The organism is Sphingobium sp. JS3065 (assembly GCF_026427355.1).
Taxonomy (GTDB): Bacteria; Pseudomonadota; Alphaproteobacteria; order Sphingomonadales; family Sphingomonadaceae; genus Sphingobium.
In genome coordinates this window covers 26585-43748 of the sequence record NZ_CP102664.1, presented here as the reverse complement: position 1 = coordinate 43748, position 17164 = coordinate 26585, and the positions used below count along the sequence as shown (strand labels likewise).

General features: G+C 65.3%; 13 protein-coding genes. 4 read left to right on the top strand and 9 right to left on the bottom strand.

The annotated features are described in order from the left end of the window. Positions 1-35: 35 nt before the first annotated feature. Positions 36-1358, bottom strand: coding sequence for a NupC/NupG family nucleoside CNT transporter (locus NUH86_RS00185; protein WP_267250707.1), 1323 nt, complete (start codon positions 1356-1358; stop codon positions 36-38). A gap of 162 nt (positions 1359-1520) precedes the next feature. Next, positions 1521-3341 (bottom strand): translational GTPase TypA, encoded by a 1821-nt coding sequence (typA, locus tag NUH86_RS00180; protein ID WP_267250706.1) that lies wholly within the window; start codon positions 3339-3341, stop codon positions 1521-1523. A 220-nt stretch (positions 3342-3561) separates the two neighbouring features. Between typA and NUH86_RS00175 the strand changes: the two genes are divergently transcribed. From NUH86_RS00175 to NUH86_RS00165, 3 genes are read left to right on the top strand one after another with little or no spacing between them, the layout of a single operon-like run. Continuing rightward, on the top strand, positions 3562-4773 hold the full coding sequence (locus NUH86_RS00175) for a toxic anion resistance protein (protein WP_267250705.1): 1212 nt from the start codon (positions 3562-3564) through the stop codon (positions 4771-4773). A gap of 4 nt (positions 4774-4777) precedes the next feature. Next, positions 4778-5491: a hypothetical protein gene (locus NUH86_RS00170; protein WP_267250704.1), complete on the top strand. Its 714-nt coding sequence runs from the start codon at positions 4778-4780 to the stop codon at positions 5489-5491. A 14-nt stretch (positions 5492-5505) separates the two neighbouring features. Beyond that, positions 5506-5661, top strand: coding sequence for a hypothetical protein (locus NUH86_RS00165; protein WP_267250703.1), 156 nt, complete (start codon positions 5506-5508; stop codon positions 5659-5661). 12 nt (positions 5662-5673) lie between these two features. Here NUH86_RS00165 and NUH86_RS00160 read toward each other — a convergent pair whose 3' ends face one another. The 5 genes from NUH86_RS00160 to NUH86_RS00140 form a co-directional block, all read right to left on the bottom strand. Further along, positions 5674-5973, bottom strand: coding sequence for a PilZ domain-containing protein (locus NUH86_RS00160; protein ID WP_267250702.1), 300 nt, complete (start codon positions 5971-5973; stop codon positions 5674-5676). 90 nt (positions 5974-6063) lie between these two features. After that, positions 6064-6789 (bottom strand): class I SAM-dependent methyltransferase, encoded by a 726-nt coding sequence (locus tag NUH86_RS00155; protein ID WP_267250701.1) that lies wholly within the window; start codon positions 6787-6789, stop codon positions 6064-6066. After that, complete coding sequence (gene prfB / locus NUH86_RS00150; RefSeq protein WP_267250700.1) at positions 6789-7916, bottom strand: peptide chain release factor 2; 1128 nt, start codon at positions 7914-7916, stop codon at positions 6789-6791. Before prfB ends, NUH86_RS00155 begins: the two co-directional genes overlap by 1 nt. 413 nt (positions 7917-8329) lie before the next feature. After that, the gene (locus NUH86_RS00145; protein WP_267250699.1) at positions 8330-10867 is read right to left on the bottom strand and encodes a penicillin-binding protein 1A; all 2538 of its coding nucleotides are present in this window, start codon (positions 10865-10867) and stop codon (positions 8330-8332) included. Positions 10868-10960: 93 nt separating this feature from the next. After that, positions 10961-11959 (bottom strand): N-acetylmuramoyl-L-alanine amidase family protein, encoded by a 999-nt coding sequence (locus NUH86_RS00140; protein ID WP_416365373.1) that lies wholly within the window; start codon positions 11957-11959, stop codon positions 10961-10963. A 475-nt stretch (positions 11960-12434) separates the two neighbouring features. On the opposite strand from NUH86_RS00140, the gene NUH86_RS00135 reads away from it, so the two are divergent. After that, positions 12435-15083 (top strand): Rne/Rng family ribonuclease, encoded by a 2649-nt coding sequence (locus NUH86_RS00135; protein WP_267250697.1) that lies wholly within the window; start codon positions 12435-12437, stop codon positions 15081-15083. Positions 15084-15206: 123 nt separating this feature from the next. Here NUH86_RS00135 and NUH86_RS00130 read toward each other — a convergent pair whose 3' ends face one another. Together NUH86_RS00130 and NUH86_RS00125 are read right to left on the bottom strand one after the other, a co-directional pair. Further along, a complete protein-coding gene (locus tag NUH86_RS00130) occupies positions 15207-15884 on the bottom strand; it encodes a prolyl hydroxylase family protein (RefSeq protein ID WP_267250696.1) in 678 nt (225 codons plus the stop codon). Between the two features lie 142 nt (positions 15885-16026). Next, positions 16027-16854 carry an RcnB family protein gene (locus tag NUH86_RS00125; RefSeq protein WP_267250695.1) on the bottom strand — a complete coding sequence of 276 codons (828 nt, stop codon included), beginning with the start codon at positions 16852-16854 and terminating at the stop codon, positions 16027-16029. Between the last annotated feature and the right edge of the window lie 310 nt (positions 16855-17164).

Sequence of the window (17164 nt, the reverse complement as noted above, 5' to 3'; positions counted from 1 at the left end):
CCACGGGTAGAAGTTTCGTTATAGGGTCGGAACGATCAGTGCAGGCTGAGCATCAGTCCGGCCAGCGCCGCGCTCATGAGATTGGCGAGGCTGCCTGCCACCAGCGCCTTCAGGCCCAGCCGCGCGATGACGGGCCGCTGGTTGGGCGCCAGATTGCCGGTGACGGCCATCTGGATCGCGATCGAGCTGAAATTGGCGAAGCCGCACAGCGCGAAGGTGACGATGGCGACGGTCGCGGGCGACAGCGCGCCCTGCACCTGGCCCAGATTGATATAGGCGACGAATTCGTTCAGCACGACCTTGGTGCCGAACAGGCCGCCCGCGATCTGCGCCTCCGTCCAGGGGATGTTGAGCAGAACCATGACCGGCGAGAAGAGCGTGCCGAACAATTGCTGGAAGCTGAGGTCCGGATAGCCGAACCAGCCGCCGATCCCTCCCAATATGCCGTTGGCCAGCGCCACCAGCGCGACGAAGGCCAGCACCATGGCGCCGACCGCGACGGCCAGCTTCACGCCTGTCTGCGCGCCCTGGGCGGCGGCCATGATGAGGTTGGCGGGCTTTTCCTCGTCATGGGTGGCGGGGGGCATCGGTTCGCCGGGCGTGGACTCAGGCAGCAGCGCGGCGGGGCCTGCGCCGCTGATCCGGCTTTCGGGCAGGGCGATGTCGGGATGATCGCCCAGGGGGAGTTCGGGTTCGCGTTCCGGATCGTCGGGCATCATGATCTTCGCCATCAGCAGGCCGCCGGGCGCGGACATGAAGCTGGCGGCAAGCAGATAGTCGATCTTGATGCCCATGGAGGCGTAGGCGGCCAGGATCGTGCCCGCCACCCCCGCCATGCCGCTGGTCATCACGGCGAAGAGTTGCGGCGGGGTGAGGCCCGCCAGATAGGGGCGGATGACGAGCGGGCTTTCGCTCTGGCCGACGAAGATATTGGCGGCGGCGCACAGGCTTTCGACCTTGGATACACCGGTCACCTTCTCGATCGCGCCGCCGACCCATCGGACGATCTGCTGCATGATGCCCAGATAATAGAGGATCGACACCAGGCTGGCGAAGAAGATGATCACCGGCAGCGCGGCGATGGCGAAGCTGGCCCCGCCAATGTCCGGCCTGGCGAGCGGGCCGAAGATGAAGTCCGTCCCCGCCTGCGCATAGCCGAGCAGGTTCGACACGCCCCGCGACATGCCCGCGATCACGGAACGCCCGGCGGGGACGTAGAGCACCAGAAGCGCGATTCCCGCCTGCAACAGGAAAGCCGCGCCCACCACGCGCGGCCTGATGGCGCGGCGGTTGGAGGACAGGGCGAAGGCAATGGCAAGGATCAGCGCGATGCCGGCTAGGCCAATGAGAAGATGCATGAAAAGCTTTCAGGGCGGAGCAGCAAATGGCGAGACCATAAAGAGGGCGCAGCGGGGAGGCCAGCAGCTTTACAGTGGTGAAAATGGCTTTTCCGGACCTTTCCAAAGAAGAGGGGCCGGCGTCTCGCGACACCGGCCCCTTGTTCATCACTCAAAATCCAATCAGGCGGCAGCCTTGGCCCGCGACATGCGCTTGCGCTCATTCGGGTCGAGATAGCGCTTGCGCAGGCGGATGTTCTTGGGCGTCACCTCCACCATTTCATCGTCGTCGATATAGGCGATGGCCTGTTCCAGCGTCATCTTCTTGGGCGGGGTCAGGCGGATGCTGTCATCCTTGCCGCTGGCGCGGAAGTTGGTCAGCGCCTTCGACTTCATCGGGTTGACTTCCAGATCCTCCGGCTTCGCATTCTCGCCGATGACCATGCCTTCGTAGAGCGCCTCGCCCACGCCCACGAACAGGATGCCCCGTTCTTCGAGCGGGCCGAGGGCGTAGGCGTTCGCCTCACCCGCGCCGTTGGAGATCAGCACGCCGTTCTTGCGGCCTTCGATCTTGCCCTTGTGGGGACCATATTTCTCGAACAGGCGGTTCATGATGCCGGTGCCGCGCGTGTCGGACAGGAATTCGCCATGATAGCCGATCAGGCCACGCGACGGCGCCGAGAAGGTGATGCGGGTCTTGCCGCCGCCGGAAGGGCGCATGTCCGTCATCTCGGCCTTGCGGATGTTCATCTTGTCGACGACCGTGCCGGAAAATTCATCGTCCACGTCGATGACGACGGTTTCATAAGGCTCGGTCTTGTTGCCCGCCTCATCCTCGCCGAACAGCACGCGGGGGCGCGAGATGCCCAGTTCGAAACCTTCGCGGCGCATCGTCTCGATCAGGACGCCAAGTTGGAGTTCGCCGCGACCGGCGACTTCGAAACTGTCCTTGTCGTCGCTCTCCGTCACCTTGATGGCGACGTTCGATTCGGCTTCGCGCGCCAGACGGTCGCGGATCATGCGGCTCGTCACCTTGCTGCCTTCGCGGCCCGCCATGGGCGAATCGTTGACGGCGAAGCGCATCGACAGGGTCGGCGGATCGATCGGCTGCGCCTTGATCGGCACGCTGACCGATGTATCGCAGATGGTGTTGGCGACGGTCGCGACGGTCAGACCGGCGAGCGAGATGATGTCGCCCGCCTTCGCCTCATCCACCGGAACGCGATCCAGGCCGCGGAAGGACATGATCTTCGACGCGCGGCCGGTTTCGATCACATTGCCGTCCATGTCGAGCGCATGGATCGGCTGGTTGACCTTGACCGTGCCCGACTGGACCCGGCCGGTCAGGATGCGACCGAGGAAATTGTCGCGGTCGAGCAGCGTCACAAGGAAGCTGAACGGCGCGTCCTGATCCAGCGACGGCGGCGGCACATGATCGACGATCTTCTGGAACATCGGCTCCAGCGTGCCCTCACGCCGGCTGGGGTTGTCGCTGGCATAGCCGTTGCGGCCCGAGGCATAGAGGACCGGAAAATCGAGCTGCTCGTCCGTGGCGTCCAGCGTCACGAACAGGTCGAACACCTCGTCCAGCACTTCCTGGATGCGTTCGTCGGGACGGTCGACCTTGTTGACGACGACGATGGGGCGCAGGCCCAGCGCCAGCGCCTTGCCGGTCACGAACTTGGTCTGCGGCATCGCGCCTTCCGACGAATCGACCAGCAGGATCACGCCGTCGACCATGGAGAGGATGCGCTCCACCTCTCCGCCGAAGTCGGCGTGGCCGGGCGTGTCGACGATGTTGATGCGGGTGCCGTTCCATTCCACCGACGTCGGCTTCGCCAGGATGGTGATGCCCCGTTCCTTTTCCAGGTCGTTCGAGTCCATCGCCCGTTCCTCGACCCGCTGATTGTCGCGGAAGGTGCCGGACTGGCGGAAAAGCTGGTCGACAAGGGTGGTCTTGCCATGGTCGACGTGCGCGATGATCGCGATATTACGCAGGGACATGAATAGCCTTTGGGATTGACGGGTTTCCCGGCGGGCACCGCGCCTGTCCAGGATGTTTGCGCGCGCCCCTACAGGAAATGACGCGCTGCGGCAAGCTTTGCGGGCGGGCGGCGCGATTGCAATGGCGGGGACAGGCCTCTAGCTTGCGGCACAGGCTTGCAGCCGGACTGTTCTATATACATATAACAGTGCGAACCCCTGATGGCCCCTGGGAGATGACATGGCTTCGACCGCGCCGACCGCCACCGCCGACACGCTGAACCTGACCCCGCCCGATCCGGTGCCGCCGGTCGCCCCCGAAAAGGCGGCGGGGCTGGTGCCGCTGGATGACGAGAAAAAGTCGAAACTCGACGAGAAGGTCGATGCCTTCGTCGACGACCTGGTCGCGCAGGATCCCAATTCGCCCGAATTCGGCCAGCGGGTAGACCAGCTCACCAATATGGGGCGGAAGGAAATCGCGGAGGCGGCAGGGCACAGCAACCGCTTCCTCGACCGGCCGGTGCGCGCCATGGACAGCGACAACAAGGTCGGTGTCGACCTGGCCGAACTGCGCCGGACCATCGAGGATCTCGATCCGGGCAAGCGCGGCAGCCTGACCGCGCCCAAGAAGCTGTTCGGGCTGATCCCCTTCGGCAACAAGATGCGCGATTATTTCGACAGCTATAAAAGCGCGCAGAGCCATATCAATTCGATCCTGGGTTCCCTGGCCAGCGGCAAGGACGTGCTGATCAAGGACAATGCCGCCGTCGACGTCGAGCGGCAGAATATGTGGCAGACGATGGGCCGTCTGGAACAGATGATCCACATTTCCAAAACGCTGGACGCCCGGCTGGAGGCGAAGGCGCTGGAGCTGGATTCGGCGGACCCGGCCAAGGCCAAGGCGATCCGCGAAAGCGCCCTTTTCTACATCCGCCAGCGCACGCAGGATTTGCTGACGCAGATGGCGGTGACGGTGCAGGGCTATCTGGCGCTGGACCTGGTCAAGAAGAACAATGTCGAACTGGTGAAGGGCGTGGACCGCGCCAGCACCACCACCGTCGCCGCCCTGCGCACCGCCGTCACCGTGGCGCAGGCGCTGGTCGGGCAGAAACTGGTGCTGGAGCAGATCACCGCGCTCAACACGACGACCGCGAACATGATCGATTCGACCGGCGAGATGCTGAAGAGCCAGACCGCGCAGATTCACGAGCAGGCCGCGTCCAGCACCATTCCCATCGAGACGCTGCAACGCGCCTTCCAGAATATCTACGACACGATGGACAGTATCGACAGCTTCAAGCTGAAGGCGCTGGAGAATATGAAGACGACGGTGAACACGCTGACGAACGAGGTCGAGAAGTCCAAGGGCTATATCGCACGCGCCGAAGGTCAGGCGCAGGCCGCCAGCCAGGCCCGTATCGACAATCCGCTGCTGAGTTCGATCGAGGCGTGATGCGATGAGCCGGTCCGACCGCGTGCTGGCCGATGCGGAGGCCGTGCTGCGCCGCCATAGCGAGCGCGGGCGGAGCCTGTCGGCCCGCGCCCGGCAGCGGCGCAACGCCGCGCTGATGCGGAAGGTGAAATATGCCTTCTGGGCGGTGATCGCGGTGCTGGTCGGCAGCGCCGTGGCGGGTTTCGTCGCGCCGATCGGGACGACCGGAGTGATGATCGCGCTGGGCGTCATGCTGGCGGCGGTGCTGCTGATCGCGGCGCTGCCCGGCGAGCGGCGCGTGCGGACGGAAGCGCTGGCGGAAACCCCGCTGACCGCCCTGCCGATCCAGACCGAAATCTGGCTGGAAAACCAGCGCAAGGCCCTGCCCGCCCCCGCCGTCACCTTGGTCGACAGCATCGGCGTCAAGCTGGAGACGCTGTCGCCGCAACTGGAACGGCTGGGCGATCAGGAACCCGCGGCGCAGGAAATCCGCAAATTGCTGGCCGATCATCTGCCCGAACTCGTCACCGGCTATCGATCCATCCCCGAACCGCTGCGGCGGGAAGAGCGCAATGGCCGCGTGCCGGAAAAGCAGTTGATCGAGGGGCTTGGCGTCATCGACGCGGAAATCGCGCGGATGAGCGAAAATCTGGCCAGCGGCGATCTCGACAAGCTGGCCGTGCAGAACCGCTTCCTGGAACTGAAATATCAGGAAGCGAAGGAACTTGGGCAGGAATAGCGCCTTCCTACGTCATGATCCATCTGACGCTGATCATCGTCGATTTCCTGACCGGCCTGCTGGCGGCCGGCGCCTGGGCGCTGGCAAGCGCCGGCGGGGCCATCGCGGCGTGTGTCGGCGGCGGATTGCTGGGCGCGTCCTTCTTCCGGAGATGGCGGCGGAAGGGCTGAAGGAACGGACGTTCAGCCGCCTTCGATCCAGACGTCCATGGCATGGCGGGTCAGGGGCTGGTTGAACTGGATGCCGAAACGCTTGCCATTGACCCAGATGACGCGCCCGCTGGCCTGCATGCCTTCCGCCTCTATGATGAGATAGGCGCCCGCTCCCGGCGGCGTTTCGCAATGGGCCAGCGCGCCCAGGCAGGACAGGTCCAGAAAATGGGCCCTGGCCACCATGCCGCCGAAGCGCAACGCGACCGGCCCGAACATCTTGCGGCGCGGATCGTGCCGCCTTTCCCCGGCGGCGCCCGTCAGGTCAGTCATTCCTGCCCTTCCCCCAAGGCATGAGAATCATGATGGGCCGCCCATTAACCATATTATGGACAAAGGGAAGCCTTACCGGAAGCCGATGGATCAGGACCGCAAGGCGCAGGGGACGATGGAGGATGGCCTGGGCCGCGCCGCGATGCGCTTGAATCGGGCGAAATAGCCGCCCGCCGTCGCTTTCGGGACCAGTTCCTCAAGCCGGAATCCCATGGCCGACAATTCGCAGGCGAGCAGGCGGGGCGGCGTGCCATGCTGGTCGGTAGGCCGGGCGGCGTCGACCACGATCAGTTCGCCATCGGGCTTGAGCGCGGGGCTGAGGTTCCAGAGGAAGGCATAGGGTTCCGCAATCTCATGATACATATGGACCATCAGGATGCGGTCGAAGCTGTTTGCGGGCAGCTTCGGATCCTCCGGCTTGCCGAGGCGGACGCTGACATTGCGCCAATCCTCGCGCGTGATGCGGCGGGAAAGCGCCTCGATCACCTCCGGCATGATGTCTTCGGCCAGGACGCGGCCCCCGGCCCCCACCCGTTTGGCGAGGCGCACGGTGTAATAGCCCTCGCCCGCGCCGATGTCCGCCACCGTCATGCCGGCCCGGATGCCGGCGCGGTCCATGATGTCTTCCGCCTCGTTCACCCGGTCGCGGGCTTCCTCGCTGGACCAGCGGGTGGAGATGATCGGCGCCACCGGCCGGTCGGCACGCGGAAAGGCGCGGGCGGCGGCCGGGCGGTCGCTATTCTTGTCCGACGCGAATGGGCCGCAGCCCGCCAGCAAAGCCAGGCAGCCCGCCCACGCCGCCGGCCAGGGCTTCATCAGTCGACATCCTCCACATCGACCTTCTCGCCCGTCACCTTCTGGCTGAGCGCGGCGGCCATGAAGGGATCCAGCGCGCCGTCCAGCACGTCGTCGGGCGAGGTGGAGGTGACGCCGGTGCGCAGATCCTTCACCAACTGATAGGGCTGGAGCACATAGGAGCGGATCTGGTGGCCCCAGCCGATTTCGGTCTTCGCCTGATATTCGCCCGACGCGGCTTCCTCCCGGCGGCGCAGTTCCGCTTCGTAGAGGCGCGCCTTCAGCATGTTCATCGCGGTGGCGCGGTTCTTGTGCTGTGACCGGTCGTTCTGCGACGCGACGATGATGCCCGACGGAACGTGGGTGATGCGGACGGCGGAGTCGGTGGTGTTGACGTGCTGGCCGCCCGCGCCGGAAGCGCGGTAGGTGTCGATCTTGAGGTCGCTTTCCTTCACCTCGATATCGATGTCGTCGTCGATCACCGGATAGACCCAGACCGAAGAGAAGCTGGTGTGCCGCCGCGCCGAACTGTCATAGGGGCTGATGCGCACCAGGCGATGCACGCCGCTTTCGGTCTTGGCATAGCCATAGGCGTTCTCGCCCTTGAACAGGAAGGTGGCGGACTTGATGCCCGCCTGGTCGCCCGCCTGATAGTCGACCAGTTCCACCTTGTAGCCGCGCCGTTCCGCCCAGCGGCGGTACATGCGGCTGAGCATCTCCGCCCAGTCCTGGCTTTCGGTGCCGCCCGCGCCCGCATGGATTTCCAGATAGGTGTCGCTGGCGTCGGCCTCGCCCGCCAGCAGCGCCTTGATCTTGTCCTCATCGGCGCGGTCGGCCAGCGCCTTCAGCGAGGCGATGGCTTCGGTGACCATATCCTCGTCACCCTCCGCATCGGCCATTTCGATGAGTTCGGCGGTGTCGGTCTTCTCGCTGTCGATGGCGCGGGTCGCGCCGATCGCGGACTCAAGCCGGGTGCGCTCCCGCATCACCTCCTGCGCTTGGCGTTGATTGTCCCACAGCGTCGGATCCTCGACGCGGGCGTTCAGCTCGTCCAGGCGGCGCAGGGCGCGGTCCCAGTCGAGGAAGCGGCGCAGCAGGTCCAGCGCGGCGTCGATGCGGTCGATATATTGCTGCGCTTCGGCGCGCATGGGAGGTCTCCAGAATGTCGGGGCGCTTGGCCCTCAGGACAGGCAAACGCATCAAGTGCCTGCCCCTATCCGAGGGCGGGGGTTTTGGGAAGATTCAATCCTTGTCGGCGTGCGCGGAAGGATTGGCGGGAAAGGGCGGTTTTGCGTCGAAGTTCACAGTGTATGCGCGCGCGTGCCCGCGCGCGCGTGTGCGAAGCGGGCTTTGATCGGACGTTTCGAAGAGGGACGCGGGCTAGAGCGGCGGGCAGGAATAGGACAGGCTGAAATGGAGGCTGTTGGAGGAAGAGGATGGTTTTGGTGGGAAGCTGTTGCCGTTGGGTTACCTATCCGAAGGGGTCGGTGGCTGCCATTAAATCCTCCCCATCTATCGATGGGGAGGAATAGGAGAGGTCGGGTTTCCCCTCAACCGCTGGTTAGTAAATGCCGCCCTGGTCTTGCAGGAAATCGCTGTCGGTGCGCTGGCGGCGTTGGACCGTCGCTTCGATGTTGGCGGCAGCCTTGTCTTGCGCGGCCACCTCTTCCTTGCGGATCGAGCGGCGGGGTTCGGATTCGGGCTTGAACGCTTCCCAGATCACGGCGGGCTTCGGATCGTCGGTCGGCCAGACGCCGTAGACGCGCTTGCCCGACCGGCGGTCGATGGTGACCATGCGGATGCCTGCGGGGGCGATGAAGGGCGTCTTGGGCATCGCCTCCAGCACCGGTGTCATCGCCGCCTTCCAGATCGGCGCGGCGATGCGGCCGCCCTGCGCCCAGCCGCCCAGGCTGCGCGGCTGGTCATAGCCGATATAGACGCCCGCCACGATGTCCGGCGATCCGCCGACGAACCAGACATTGGTCGGACCGTTGGTCGTGCCGGTCTTGCCGAACAGGGGACGTTTCAGGTCCGCCAGCACCGTCGCCGTGCCGCGCTGGATCACGCCTTCGGCGATGTGCACCACCTGATAGGCCGTCATCGGGTTCATCACCTGCCGCCCCTCGAAGCCGAAGCGGGGCATGGGCTTTCCGTCCCAGTTCGCCATGTTGCAGCCGTCGCAGGCGCGCCAGCGCAGCGGCCAGATCACCTTGCCGCGCCGGTCCTGCACATAATCCATCAGCTTGGGCGTCAACTGCCGCCCCTGATTGGCGAGCATGGCATAGGCGTTCACCATCCGCTCGACCGTGGTTTCGCCGGCACCCAGGGCAAAGGAGAGATAGGGCTGGTAATCGCCGATCCCCATCGCCTTGATGGTGCGCACGACACGGTCCATGCCGGTCTGGCTGGCGGCGCGCACGGTCATCAGGTTGCGCGACTGCTCGACGCCCCAGCGCATGGTCTGCGGCCCGGCGCTGCCGCCGGTGAAGTTGCGGAAGCATTTCTGCCCCAGGCCCGCGCCCTGATAGACGCATAAGGGGCCGTCGACGATGATCGAGGCCGGGGTCATGCCATTGTCCAGCGCGGCGGCATAGACGAAGGGCTTGATGGTCGATCCCGGCTGGCGCATCGCCTGGGTGGCGCGGTTGTAGGAGGACAGCCGGTTGTCGAAGCCGCCCTGCATGGCCAGGACGCGGCCCGAATGGGTTTCCTCCACCACCATGCCGCCGGAGACTTCGGGGACGTTGCGCAATGCCCATGTGGAGCCGTTGCGGGCGACCACGATCAGGTCGCCGGGCTTCATCGCGGCGAAGGCCGGGCCGCCGCTCTTGCGATAGGGCAGTTGCGCCGCTTCGGCGGGCAGCGTGCCGGTCGATCCGTCGGAAAAGCCGATCTGCGCCGCGGAGGAATCGCGGCTGACGATCACGGCGACGCGCCATCCGGCATAGTCGACGTCGATATAGCTGGCCGCCAGTTCGCGATGCCAGCCGCGATCCATGTCGATCTTGCCGAGCGGCCCGGACCAGCCCTTGCCCGCGTCGAAGCGCAGCAGGCCGTTGCGCAGCGCGGTGGTCGTCAGATCCTGAATCTTCGGGTCATAGGGGCTGCGCACCCAGAGGCCGCCGGCATAGACGCTGTTGGGGCCGTCCGACGCCTTTTCCCCGAATTGCTGGATCAGGCGGCGGCGCACCTCCTCCATATAATAGCCGCCCGCGCGGGCGTCGAAGCTGGAGCCATGGGCCGCCACGGTGCCGAGCGGCTGGGCCTGCGCCTCGTCGCGCTGGGCCCGGGTGATCCAGCCATTCTTGTACATCTCGCCCAGCGCCCAGTTGCGGCGTTCCAGCGCGCGTTCATGGCCGGTGGGGCTTTCCGGGCGGTAATTGGCCGGACCCTTGGGCAGGATCGCCAGATAGGCCATTTCGTGCAGCGTGAGGTCGCCCACATCCTTGTCGAAATAGGCGCGGGACGCCGCCTGCACGCCATAGGCGTTGCGGCCGAGGAATATCTGGTTGAGGTAGAGTTCCAGTATCTGCTGCTTGGTCAGCACCCCTTCCATGCGGTAGGCGAGGATCATTTCCTTCACCTTGCGGGTCGGGGAATATTCGTCGCCGATCAGCAGGTTCTTCGCCACCTGCTGCGTGATGGTGGAACCGCCGCGGGCGCGCTGGCCCGATCCGATCTTGGTCGCATAATCGAACACCGCGCCGAAGAAGCCGGGAATGTCGACGCCATGATGTTCGAAGAAAGTCTTGTCCTCCGCCGCCAGATAGGCGCGGATCAGCAGCGGCGGATAATCGCTGTACTGGAGCTGCACGCGGCGTTCGCGGGCATAGCTGTGGACCGGCTGGCCATTGGTGTCGCGCACGATGGTCGGCAGCGGCGGCTCATATTCCAGCAGCGTGGCGGCGTCGGGCAGGCCGCGCGCGAAGATCAGCCAGAAGAGCGCGTAAGCGAGGATGAGGCCGCCAAGGCCCGTCGCGATCCAGCGGAACCAGCGCTTGTCCCAATGGGGGTGGAGACGTTCCCGAAAGCCGCTCGCGCCCTGGCGCAGGCGCTGAACGAAGGACGATGCGGCGTTTTTGGGGCGAGCCTCTTCCATGATGGTCGAGGCTGTACGGTCAAAATGCGGGAAGCGCCAGAGTGGAATCCCCATGGTCCGTTCGGCGCCGGGGCGGCCCGGTGGGGAATAGGGCTAGCCGCCCGTCCCGCCATCATCCAACGCCCGTTTGCGGGCGAAATGCACTTCGATGGCGCGGGCGACGCCCCTGGCGATGTTCGCCTGCCCCTCCTTCGACGCCAGGAACGCCGCGTCGGCGCTGTTGGAGATATAGCCGGTTTCGAACAGCACGGACGGCGTGTCCGGCGCCTTCAGCACCATCAACGAGGCGAAGCGGTGCGCCGCGCCGCGGAACGGGACATAGGGCGCGGCCTCACGCTGGAGCAGCCGGGCGAAACCGACCGAAATATTCATCGATTCCCGCTGCGTCAGGTCGATCAGGATCGAGGAGACGTCGCTCGATTGCCCGCCGAGATTGACGCCGTTCAGCACGTCGGCCTTGTTCTCGCGGGCGGCGAGGCGGGCGGCTTCGCGGTCGGAGGCGGTTTCGGACAGGGTATAGACGGTCGCGCCCCGCGCCATGTCATTGTCCGCCGAATCGGCGTGGATGGAAATGAACAGGTCCGCGTTCAGCTTGCGGGCGACGCTATAGCGTTCCTGGAGCACCAGGAAGCGGTCGGCATCGCGGGTCAGCGCGACCCGGACGCGGCCCGACTTCACCAGCCGGTCGCGGACCGCCCGCGCTATGGCGAGCGTCACGTCCTTCTCCCGCTCTCCATTTTCACGGTTGACCGCCCCCGGATCGTGGCCGCCATGACCGGCGTCGATCACCACCAGCGGGCGGGAGGCGTCGCGCGGCCCTTCCACCAGCGGCAGCGACAGGCCGCGCGCCACCGGCGGGATCGGCACGGTGATGCTGTGGAGGCGTTTGGCGGGGCGCGGCGCCATATGCGCGGGCGCGTCGAAACGCATGCCGGACCGGTCGCCGTCCAGCATGGCGGCGGAAGGCGGCGCGCCGGAAAAGAGCATGCTTGCGAGCGCAAGGCCGTGGAACATGCGCCGCTTGTGCAACGCGCCGCCCATGGCCGTCCAGCCCAATTTCATGCCGCCTGCCGCCGCCCCTGCCCACGGCATGAAAGCATAGCGGCCCTTCGTCGGTCGAAACGGCAAGGTTAACCTTATCTTCACCATGATTGCGGTAGACCGCCGAGTGAAGTTCCGCCGGAAGCATAGGCCGCGAAACAATATTTCGAGGGGCCGTTGCTCCCTGGCATTTTGACTGCTAACCATTCACATTCCTGAAAGGCGCGCCATATTGGGCGGCAGTCCTTTCGGGGATAATCACGATGGCATCGGCGGGCGGCAACGCCCGGCACGGATGTACGAACAGGTTGACGCTGCATGAGGCATGATTTCCAATCCACGCTGACCCCGGTTCCGGGCGAAGCGGCGTGGTTGGTGGTGTCCGGCACATGGTCCGGCCCTGCCCCGGCAGCAGACACGCAATTTTTCCTTCAAAACCGGACGATGCAGCAACTCGCGCCGTCCCTTTACTATCGCGTGGCAGCCCGGCCCAGCGCCGCTGGCCGCCACCGCCGGAGAACAATAAATGACAATGCGTATGCTGATCGATGCGCGCCACCGGGAAGAGACCCGGGTCGCGGTCGTCAAAGGTAACCGGATCGAGGAATTCGACTTCGAATCGGCCGAGCACAAGCAGCTCAAGGGCAATATCTATCTCGCCAAGGTCACGCGCGTAGAGCCTTCGCTCCAGGCGGCCTTCGTCGATTATGGCGGCAACCGCCACGGCTTCCTCGCTTTCAGCGAAATCCACCCGGACTATTATCAGATTCCCCGCGAGGACCGCGAGGCACTGCTGCGCGAAGAACGCGAGCATGCCGAGGAAGAGGCCGCGCTGCGCGCCGATTATGACGATGACGATCATGCCGATGCGGGCGATGGCGGCCTGGAAGTCGTCGAGGCCACCCATCATCATGACGATGAGGAGCATGGCGAAGAGGCTGCCGAAAACGGCAATGGCGGCGATAACGGCAGGGGCCGTGGCCGTCGCGGCAAGGGCGACGAGGCCGCCGACGAGTTGCGCCGCAAGCGCATGGCACTGCGCCGCCGCTACAAGATCCAGGACGTCATCAAGCGCCGCCAGGTGCTGCTGGTGCAGGTCGTCAAGGAAGAGCGCGGCAACAAGGGCGCGGCGCTGACCACCTATCTGTCGCTGGCGGGCCGTTACTGCGTGCTGATGCCGAACACGTCGCATGGCGGCGGGATTTCGCGCAAGATCAGCAACGCCGCCGACCGCAAGCGGTTGAAGTCGATCATCGCGGAAATGGCGCTGCCCTCCACCATGGGCTGCATCGTCCGCACCGCCGGGCTGCAGCGCACCAAGCCGGAGATCAAGCGCGACTTCGACTATCTGGCGCGCCTGTGGGACGAAATTCGCGAAAAGACGCTGAAATCGGACGCCCCCGCGCTGATCCACAACGACAGCGACCTCATCAAGCGGGCGATCCGCGATATCTACAACAAGGATATCGAGGAAGTCATCGTCGAGGGCGAATATGGCTATAAGGCGGCCAAGGACTTCATGAAGCTGCTGATGCCCAGCCATGCGCGCCGGGTGAAGCAATATGCCGACGCGGTGTCGCTGTTCCAGCGCGCCAGCGTGGAGGATCAGCTCGCGGCGATGTACAATCCCGTCGTGCAGTTGAAGTCCGGCGGCTATCTGGTGATCAACCCGACCGAAGCCTTGGTGTCGATCGACATCAACTCCGGCCGCTCGACCCGTGAACATGGCATCGAGCAGACCGCCGTGGCCACCAATCTGGAAGCGGCGCGGGAGATTGCGCGCCAGTTGCGCCTGCGCGACATGGCGGGCCTGGTCGTCATAGACTTCATCGACATGGAGATGAACTCCAACATCCGCAAGGTCGAGAAGGCGATGAAGGAGGCGTTGAAGGACGATCGCGCCCGCATCCAGGTCGGCCGGATTTCGGGCTTCGGCCTGATGGAGATGAGCCGTCAGCGGCTGCGTACCGGCGTTCTGGAAGCGTCGACCCGCCAGTGCCCGCATTGCGAGGGCACCGGGTTGGTGCGTACCGCTTCGTCGGCGGGCCTGGGCGCGCTGCGCATGCTGGAAGAGGAAGCGGCGCGTGGGCGCGGCAGCCTGATCACGCTGCGGGCGAGCCAGGAAGCGGCCTTCTACGTGCTCAACAACAAGCGCCACGAACTGGACGAGATCGAGCAGCGCTATGGCGTGCGGATCGCGATCCTGCCCGACGGCGAGATAGAGGGTGCGCGCATGTCGGTCGAGGCCAGCGGGCCGCGTCCGGAGCGTGTGGTCGACTATACGCCGATCGTCGAGGAAGAAGACGATCTCGATATCGTCGAGGAACTGGACGAGGAAGAAGTCGAAGAGGTCGAAACCGCGCATGAAGAGCGTGGCGAGCGTGGCGAGGACCGTGAAGGCGGCCGCCGTCGCCGCCGTCGCCGTCGCCGTCGGGGCGGCCAGCGCGACGAGCATCAGGCTGCGGCCGAGGGCGAAGCCGTCGAAGATCCGGATGCTTCCGGAGAGGAGGCCGAAGGTGAAGCCGAGGCTGCGCCGGTCGAGGCCGCCGACGAGGGTGAAGGCGAAGGCCGTCGCCGGGGCCGTCGCGGCCGCCGGGGTGGCCGCCGCCGCCGCGAGGCTGGTGAAGAGGCCGTGAGCGAAGGCTCCGCCGCGAACGAGGAAGCGATCGAAGCCGAGGCGGGTGCGCCTGAGCCGGTGGTGGAAGCGGCCCCCGAAGCGCCCGCCGAGGAGGAAGCGCCCAAGACCCGCCGCCGCCCGCGAGCGCGCAAGGCCAAGGAAGCCGCCGCTCCCGCCGTCGAAGCGGTGGAGGCTGTGACGGAAGTGGTGGCCGAAGCCGCGCCGGAAGCGCCGTCGGCGGAAGAAGCCCCTGCCAAGCCCAAGCGGACCCGCCGCAAGAAGGCCGTTACGAGCGAAGTCGAAGCGGTGGAGCCGGTCGCTGAGGAAGCCGCGCCTGCCGCTGAGGAGGCTCCCGCCAAGCCCAAGCGGACCCGCCGCAAAAAGGCCGATGCGGTGGTGGTCGAGGAAGCCGTCGCCGTCGAGGCCGTTCCGGCTGTCGAAGCGTCCGCGTCCGAAAGCGTCGAAGCGGTCACGCTGGATGATGGCGCCGAAGCGGCCGATGAAGGTGAAGACGGCTCCCCGCGCCGTGGCTGGTGGCAGCGCACCTTCGGTCAGTAACAAGGCCAGGATCAGGAAAAGCGCCGCCGTCTTGCCGGTTCACCGGTCAGACGGCGGCTTTTTCGTTTCAGGCGGCAATCGGGAATTGGCGGAAACCGATGTCGACGGCACGAGGGCTGTCATTCAGGGCTGCCAGGGCCGTTCACGAAACCATTTGGTGACGACATATTTGACGCCCTGCTCGACGGGGCGCGCGGCGTGCAGGCTGGAGCGATTGGGCGATCCGTCCCGCTCCATATTATTCCACATCAGCAGCATGCCCTCGACCGGGGGCACCATGAATTCGCAATGCGGAAAATGCGTTTCCCCGCCCGCCTCGACCGGCGAGAGATAGATCATCGCCGTCCAGCTTCGCTGGCCCCCTGTCTTCAGCATCGCCGGCCAGTAATTGGCCGTCACCGGGAAAAAATCCCAATGCGGCTTATATTCCTGTCCCGGTTGGTAGCGCTGCCCCTGCAGGGTTTCGCCCTGTTCGGCGGCGATGCCCGTCAGCGCGCAGATCCGGTCGCTGATCGCGCTCACCAGCGGATCCCAGGGGCTGAGGTTGCAGCTTGCGCTGGTGCGGTAATCGGCATTGGCGCTGCCGGAGAACAAGGTGGATGGCTTCGCCCCCGCGTCGATCAGGTCGCGCAGCCCCGCGCATTCCTCCGCGCTCAGAAACTCCTGCCGCCCATAGATTTCCAGTTGCGGCGTATCGATCCGGCTGACCATCGGATTGCGGTCCAGCCGCGCCCGCACCGCATCGCCGATCCGCGCCCTGGCAACCGAGGCGACGCCGCCATCGTCAACAAACTCGTTCATGCCGCCCCAATGCCACCGCGCGGGCTTTTGACGCAAATGAAAAGGGCCCGGAGCGTGACGCTCCGGGTCCAGTCTTTGGCGGCCGCATCGCGAACGATGCTTCCGGTTCCTGAAGGCCATTCAGGAGATCTGCCTTCCGGCATTACCAGAAGAAATTGTGGATCACGTCGACCACATAGCCGTCGCGGATGTCGACCAGCAGCGCGTCGTCATAATAGCGGACCCAGCGCAGCGTGCCGTAAGCGGGCGGCAGGCGGTAGGAATAGGGATCGGCGATCCAGTAGCTGTTCGAATAGAGCAGGCTGTTCAGGAATATCCCGATGCTGAACCGCGAATAGCCGTAGCTCCATCCCCGCGGCGCATAATAGCGCCCCATCCGGTAGCGGTCGCCATAGCGCGAACGATAGCTTCGCCAGTCATAGCGCCGGTCGTTGCGCCAGCTATTGTCCCACCGCCGCTGTGCTTCCCAACGGGTTCGATCGTCGAAGCGCCGTCCGTTGTTCCAATTGTTGCCGCTCCAGCCGCCGCGCCGGTTATCATTGTCCCAACGCCGGTCATTGTCGCGCCTGTCATTGTCGCGCCTGTCCCGATCCTGCCGGTCATTGTCGCGCCGGTCGCCCTGCCATCCCGGACGATTGTCGCCACGCCGGTCGTTCCGGTCATCGCCGCGCTGGGTGGTCTGGAAACGCTGTTCTTCCCGGTTCCAGCGAGTCACCGTCGCCGGGCCGCGCTGTGCGGGGCGTGCATCGTTGCCGCGCCATCCTGGTTGGTTCTGGGGCTGGGGCTGGGTGGGTTGGGCAATGGGCGCGGGTGGTTGCGCCTGGCCGCCGCGACCGCCATCGGGCCGCCCCGACCGTTCGCCGCCGCGACCGCGCCAGCCATTGTCGTCGCCCCGCTGGGCATAGGCCGGGGCGATCCCGCCCAGAACCGTCGCGGTCATCAACCCCGCCAGCATCATTTTCCTCAACATGACGTTCGCCTTCATTTTCACGGGACCGGTAGCCCCTCATATTTCCCTTCTAAGACTCGGGCGATGTCATGATGCTGAACTTGTCTGTCAGCGATTTGAAAGAATCGAGGCCGGCTTGTACATACAGGATCGCCTGAATGGCAGGGTAACTGCGTGACCATATCTTTGGATATAGGAAGGCGCGGGAAGAAAAGGCCCCTCCCCCATCCTGTCCGGCAAGCGCTGCGTCAGTCGGCGATGGACAACCATCAGCAGCCTGACGATCCGTTATTTCCTTTTCCTTTCGGCGATTACGGCGGTGAAGGCGCAA

Coding starts and splice junctions, on each gene's coding strand:
- NUH86_RS00185 (WP_267250707.1), bottom strand. CDS start 1,358: ATGCATCTTCTCATTGGCCTAGCCGGCATCGCGCTGATCCTTGCCATT.
- typA (WP_267250706.1), bottom strand. CDS start 3,341: ATGTCCCTGCGTAATATCGCGATCATCGCGCACGTCGACCATGGCAAG.
- NUH86_RS00175 (WP_267250705.1), top strand. CDS start 3,562: ATGGCTTCGACCGCGCCGACCGCCACCGCCGACACGCTGAACCTGACC.
- NUH86_RS00170 (WP_267250704.1), top strand. CDS start 4,778: ATGAGCCGGTCCGACCGCGTGCTGGCCGATGCGGAGGCCGTGCTGCGC.
- NUH86_RS00165 (WP_267250703.1), top strand. CDS start 5,506: ATGATCCATCTGACGCTGATCATCGTCGATTTCCTGACCGGCCTGCTG.
- NUH86_RS00160 (WP_267250702.1), bottom strand. CDS start 5,973: ATGACTGACCTGACGGGCGCCGCCGGGGAAAGGCGGCACGATCCGCGC.
- NUH86_RS00155 (WP_267250701.1), bottom strand. CDS start 6,789: ATGAAGCCCTGGCCGGCGGCGTGGGCGGGCTGCCTGGCTTTGCTGGCG.
- prfB (WP_267250700.1), bottom strand. CDS start 7,916: ATGCGCGCCGAAGCGCAGCAATATATCGACCGCATCGACGCCGCGCTG.
- NUH86_RS00145 (WP_267250699.1), bottom strand. CDS start 10,867: ATGGAAGAGGCTCGCCCCAAAAACGCCGCATCGTCCTTCGTTCAGCGC.
- NUH86_RS00140 (WP_416365373.1), bottom strand. CDS start 11,959: ATGCCGTGGGCAGGGGCGGCGGCAGGCGGCATGAAATTGGGCTGGACG.
- NUH86_RS00135 (WP_267250697.1), top strand. CDS start 12,435: ATGACAATGCGTATGCTGATCGATGCGCGCCACCGGGAAGAGACCCGG.
- NUH86_RS00130 (WP_267250696.1), bottom strand. CDS start 15,884: ATGAACGAGTTTGTTGACGATGGCGGCGTCGCCTCGGTTGCCAGGGCG.
- NUH86_RS00125 (WP_267250695.1), bottom strand. CDS start 16,854: ATGTTGAGGAAAATGATGCTGGCGGGGTTGATGACCGCGACGGTTCTG.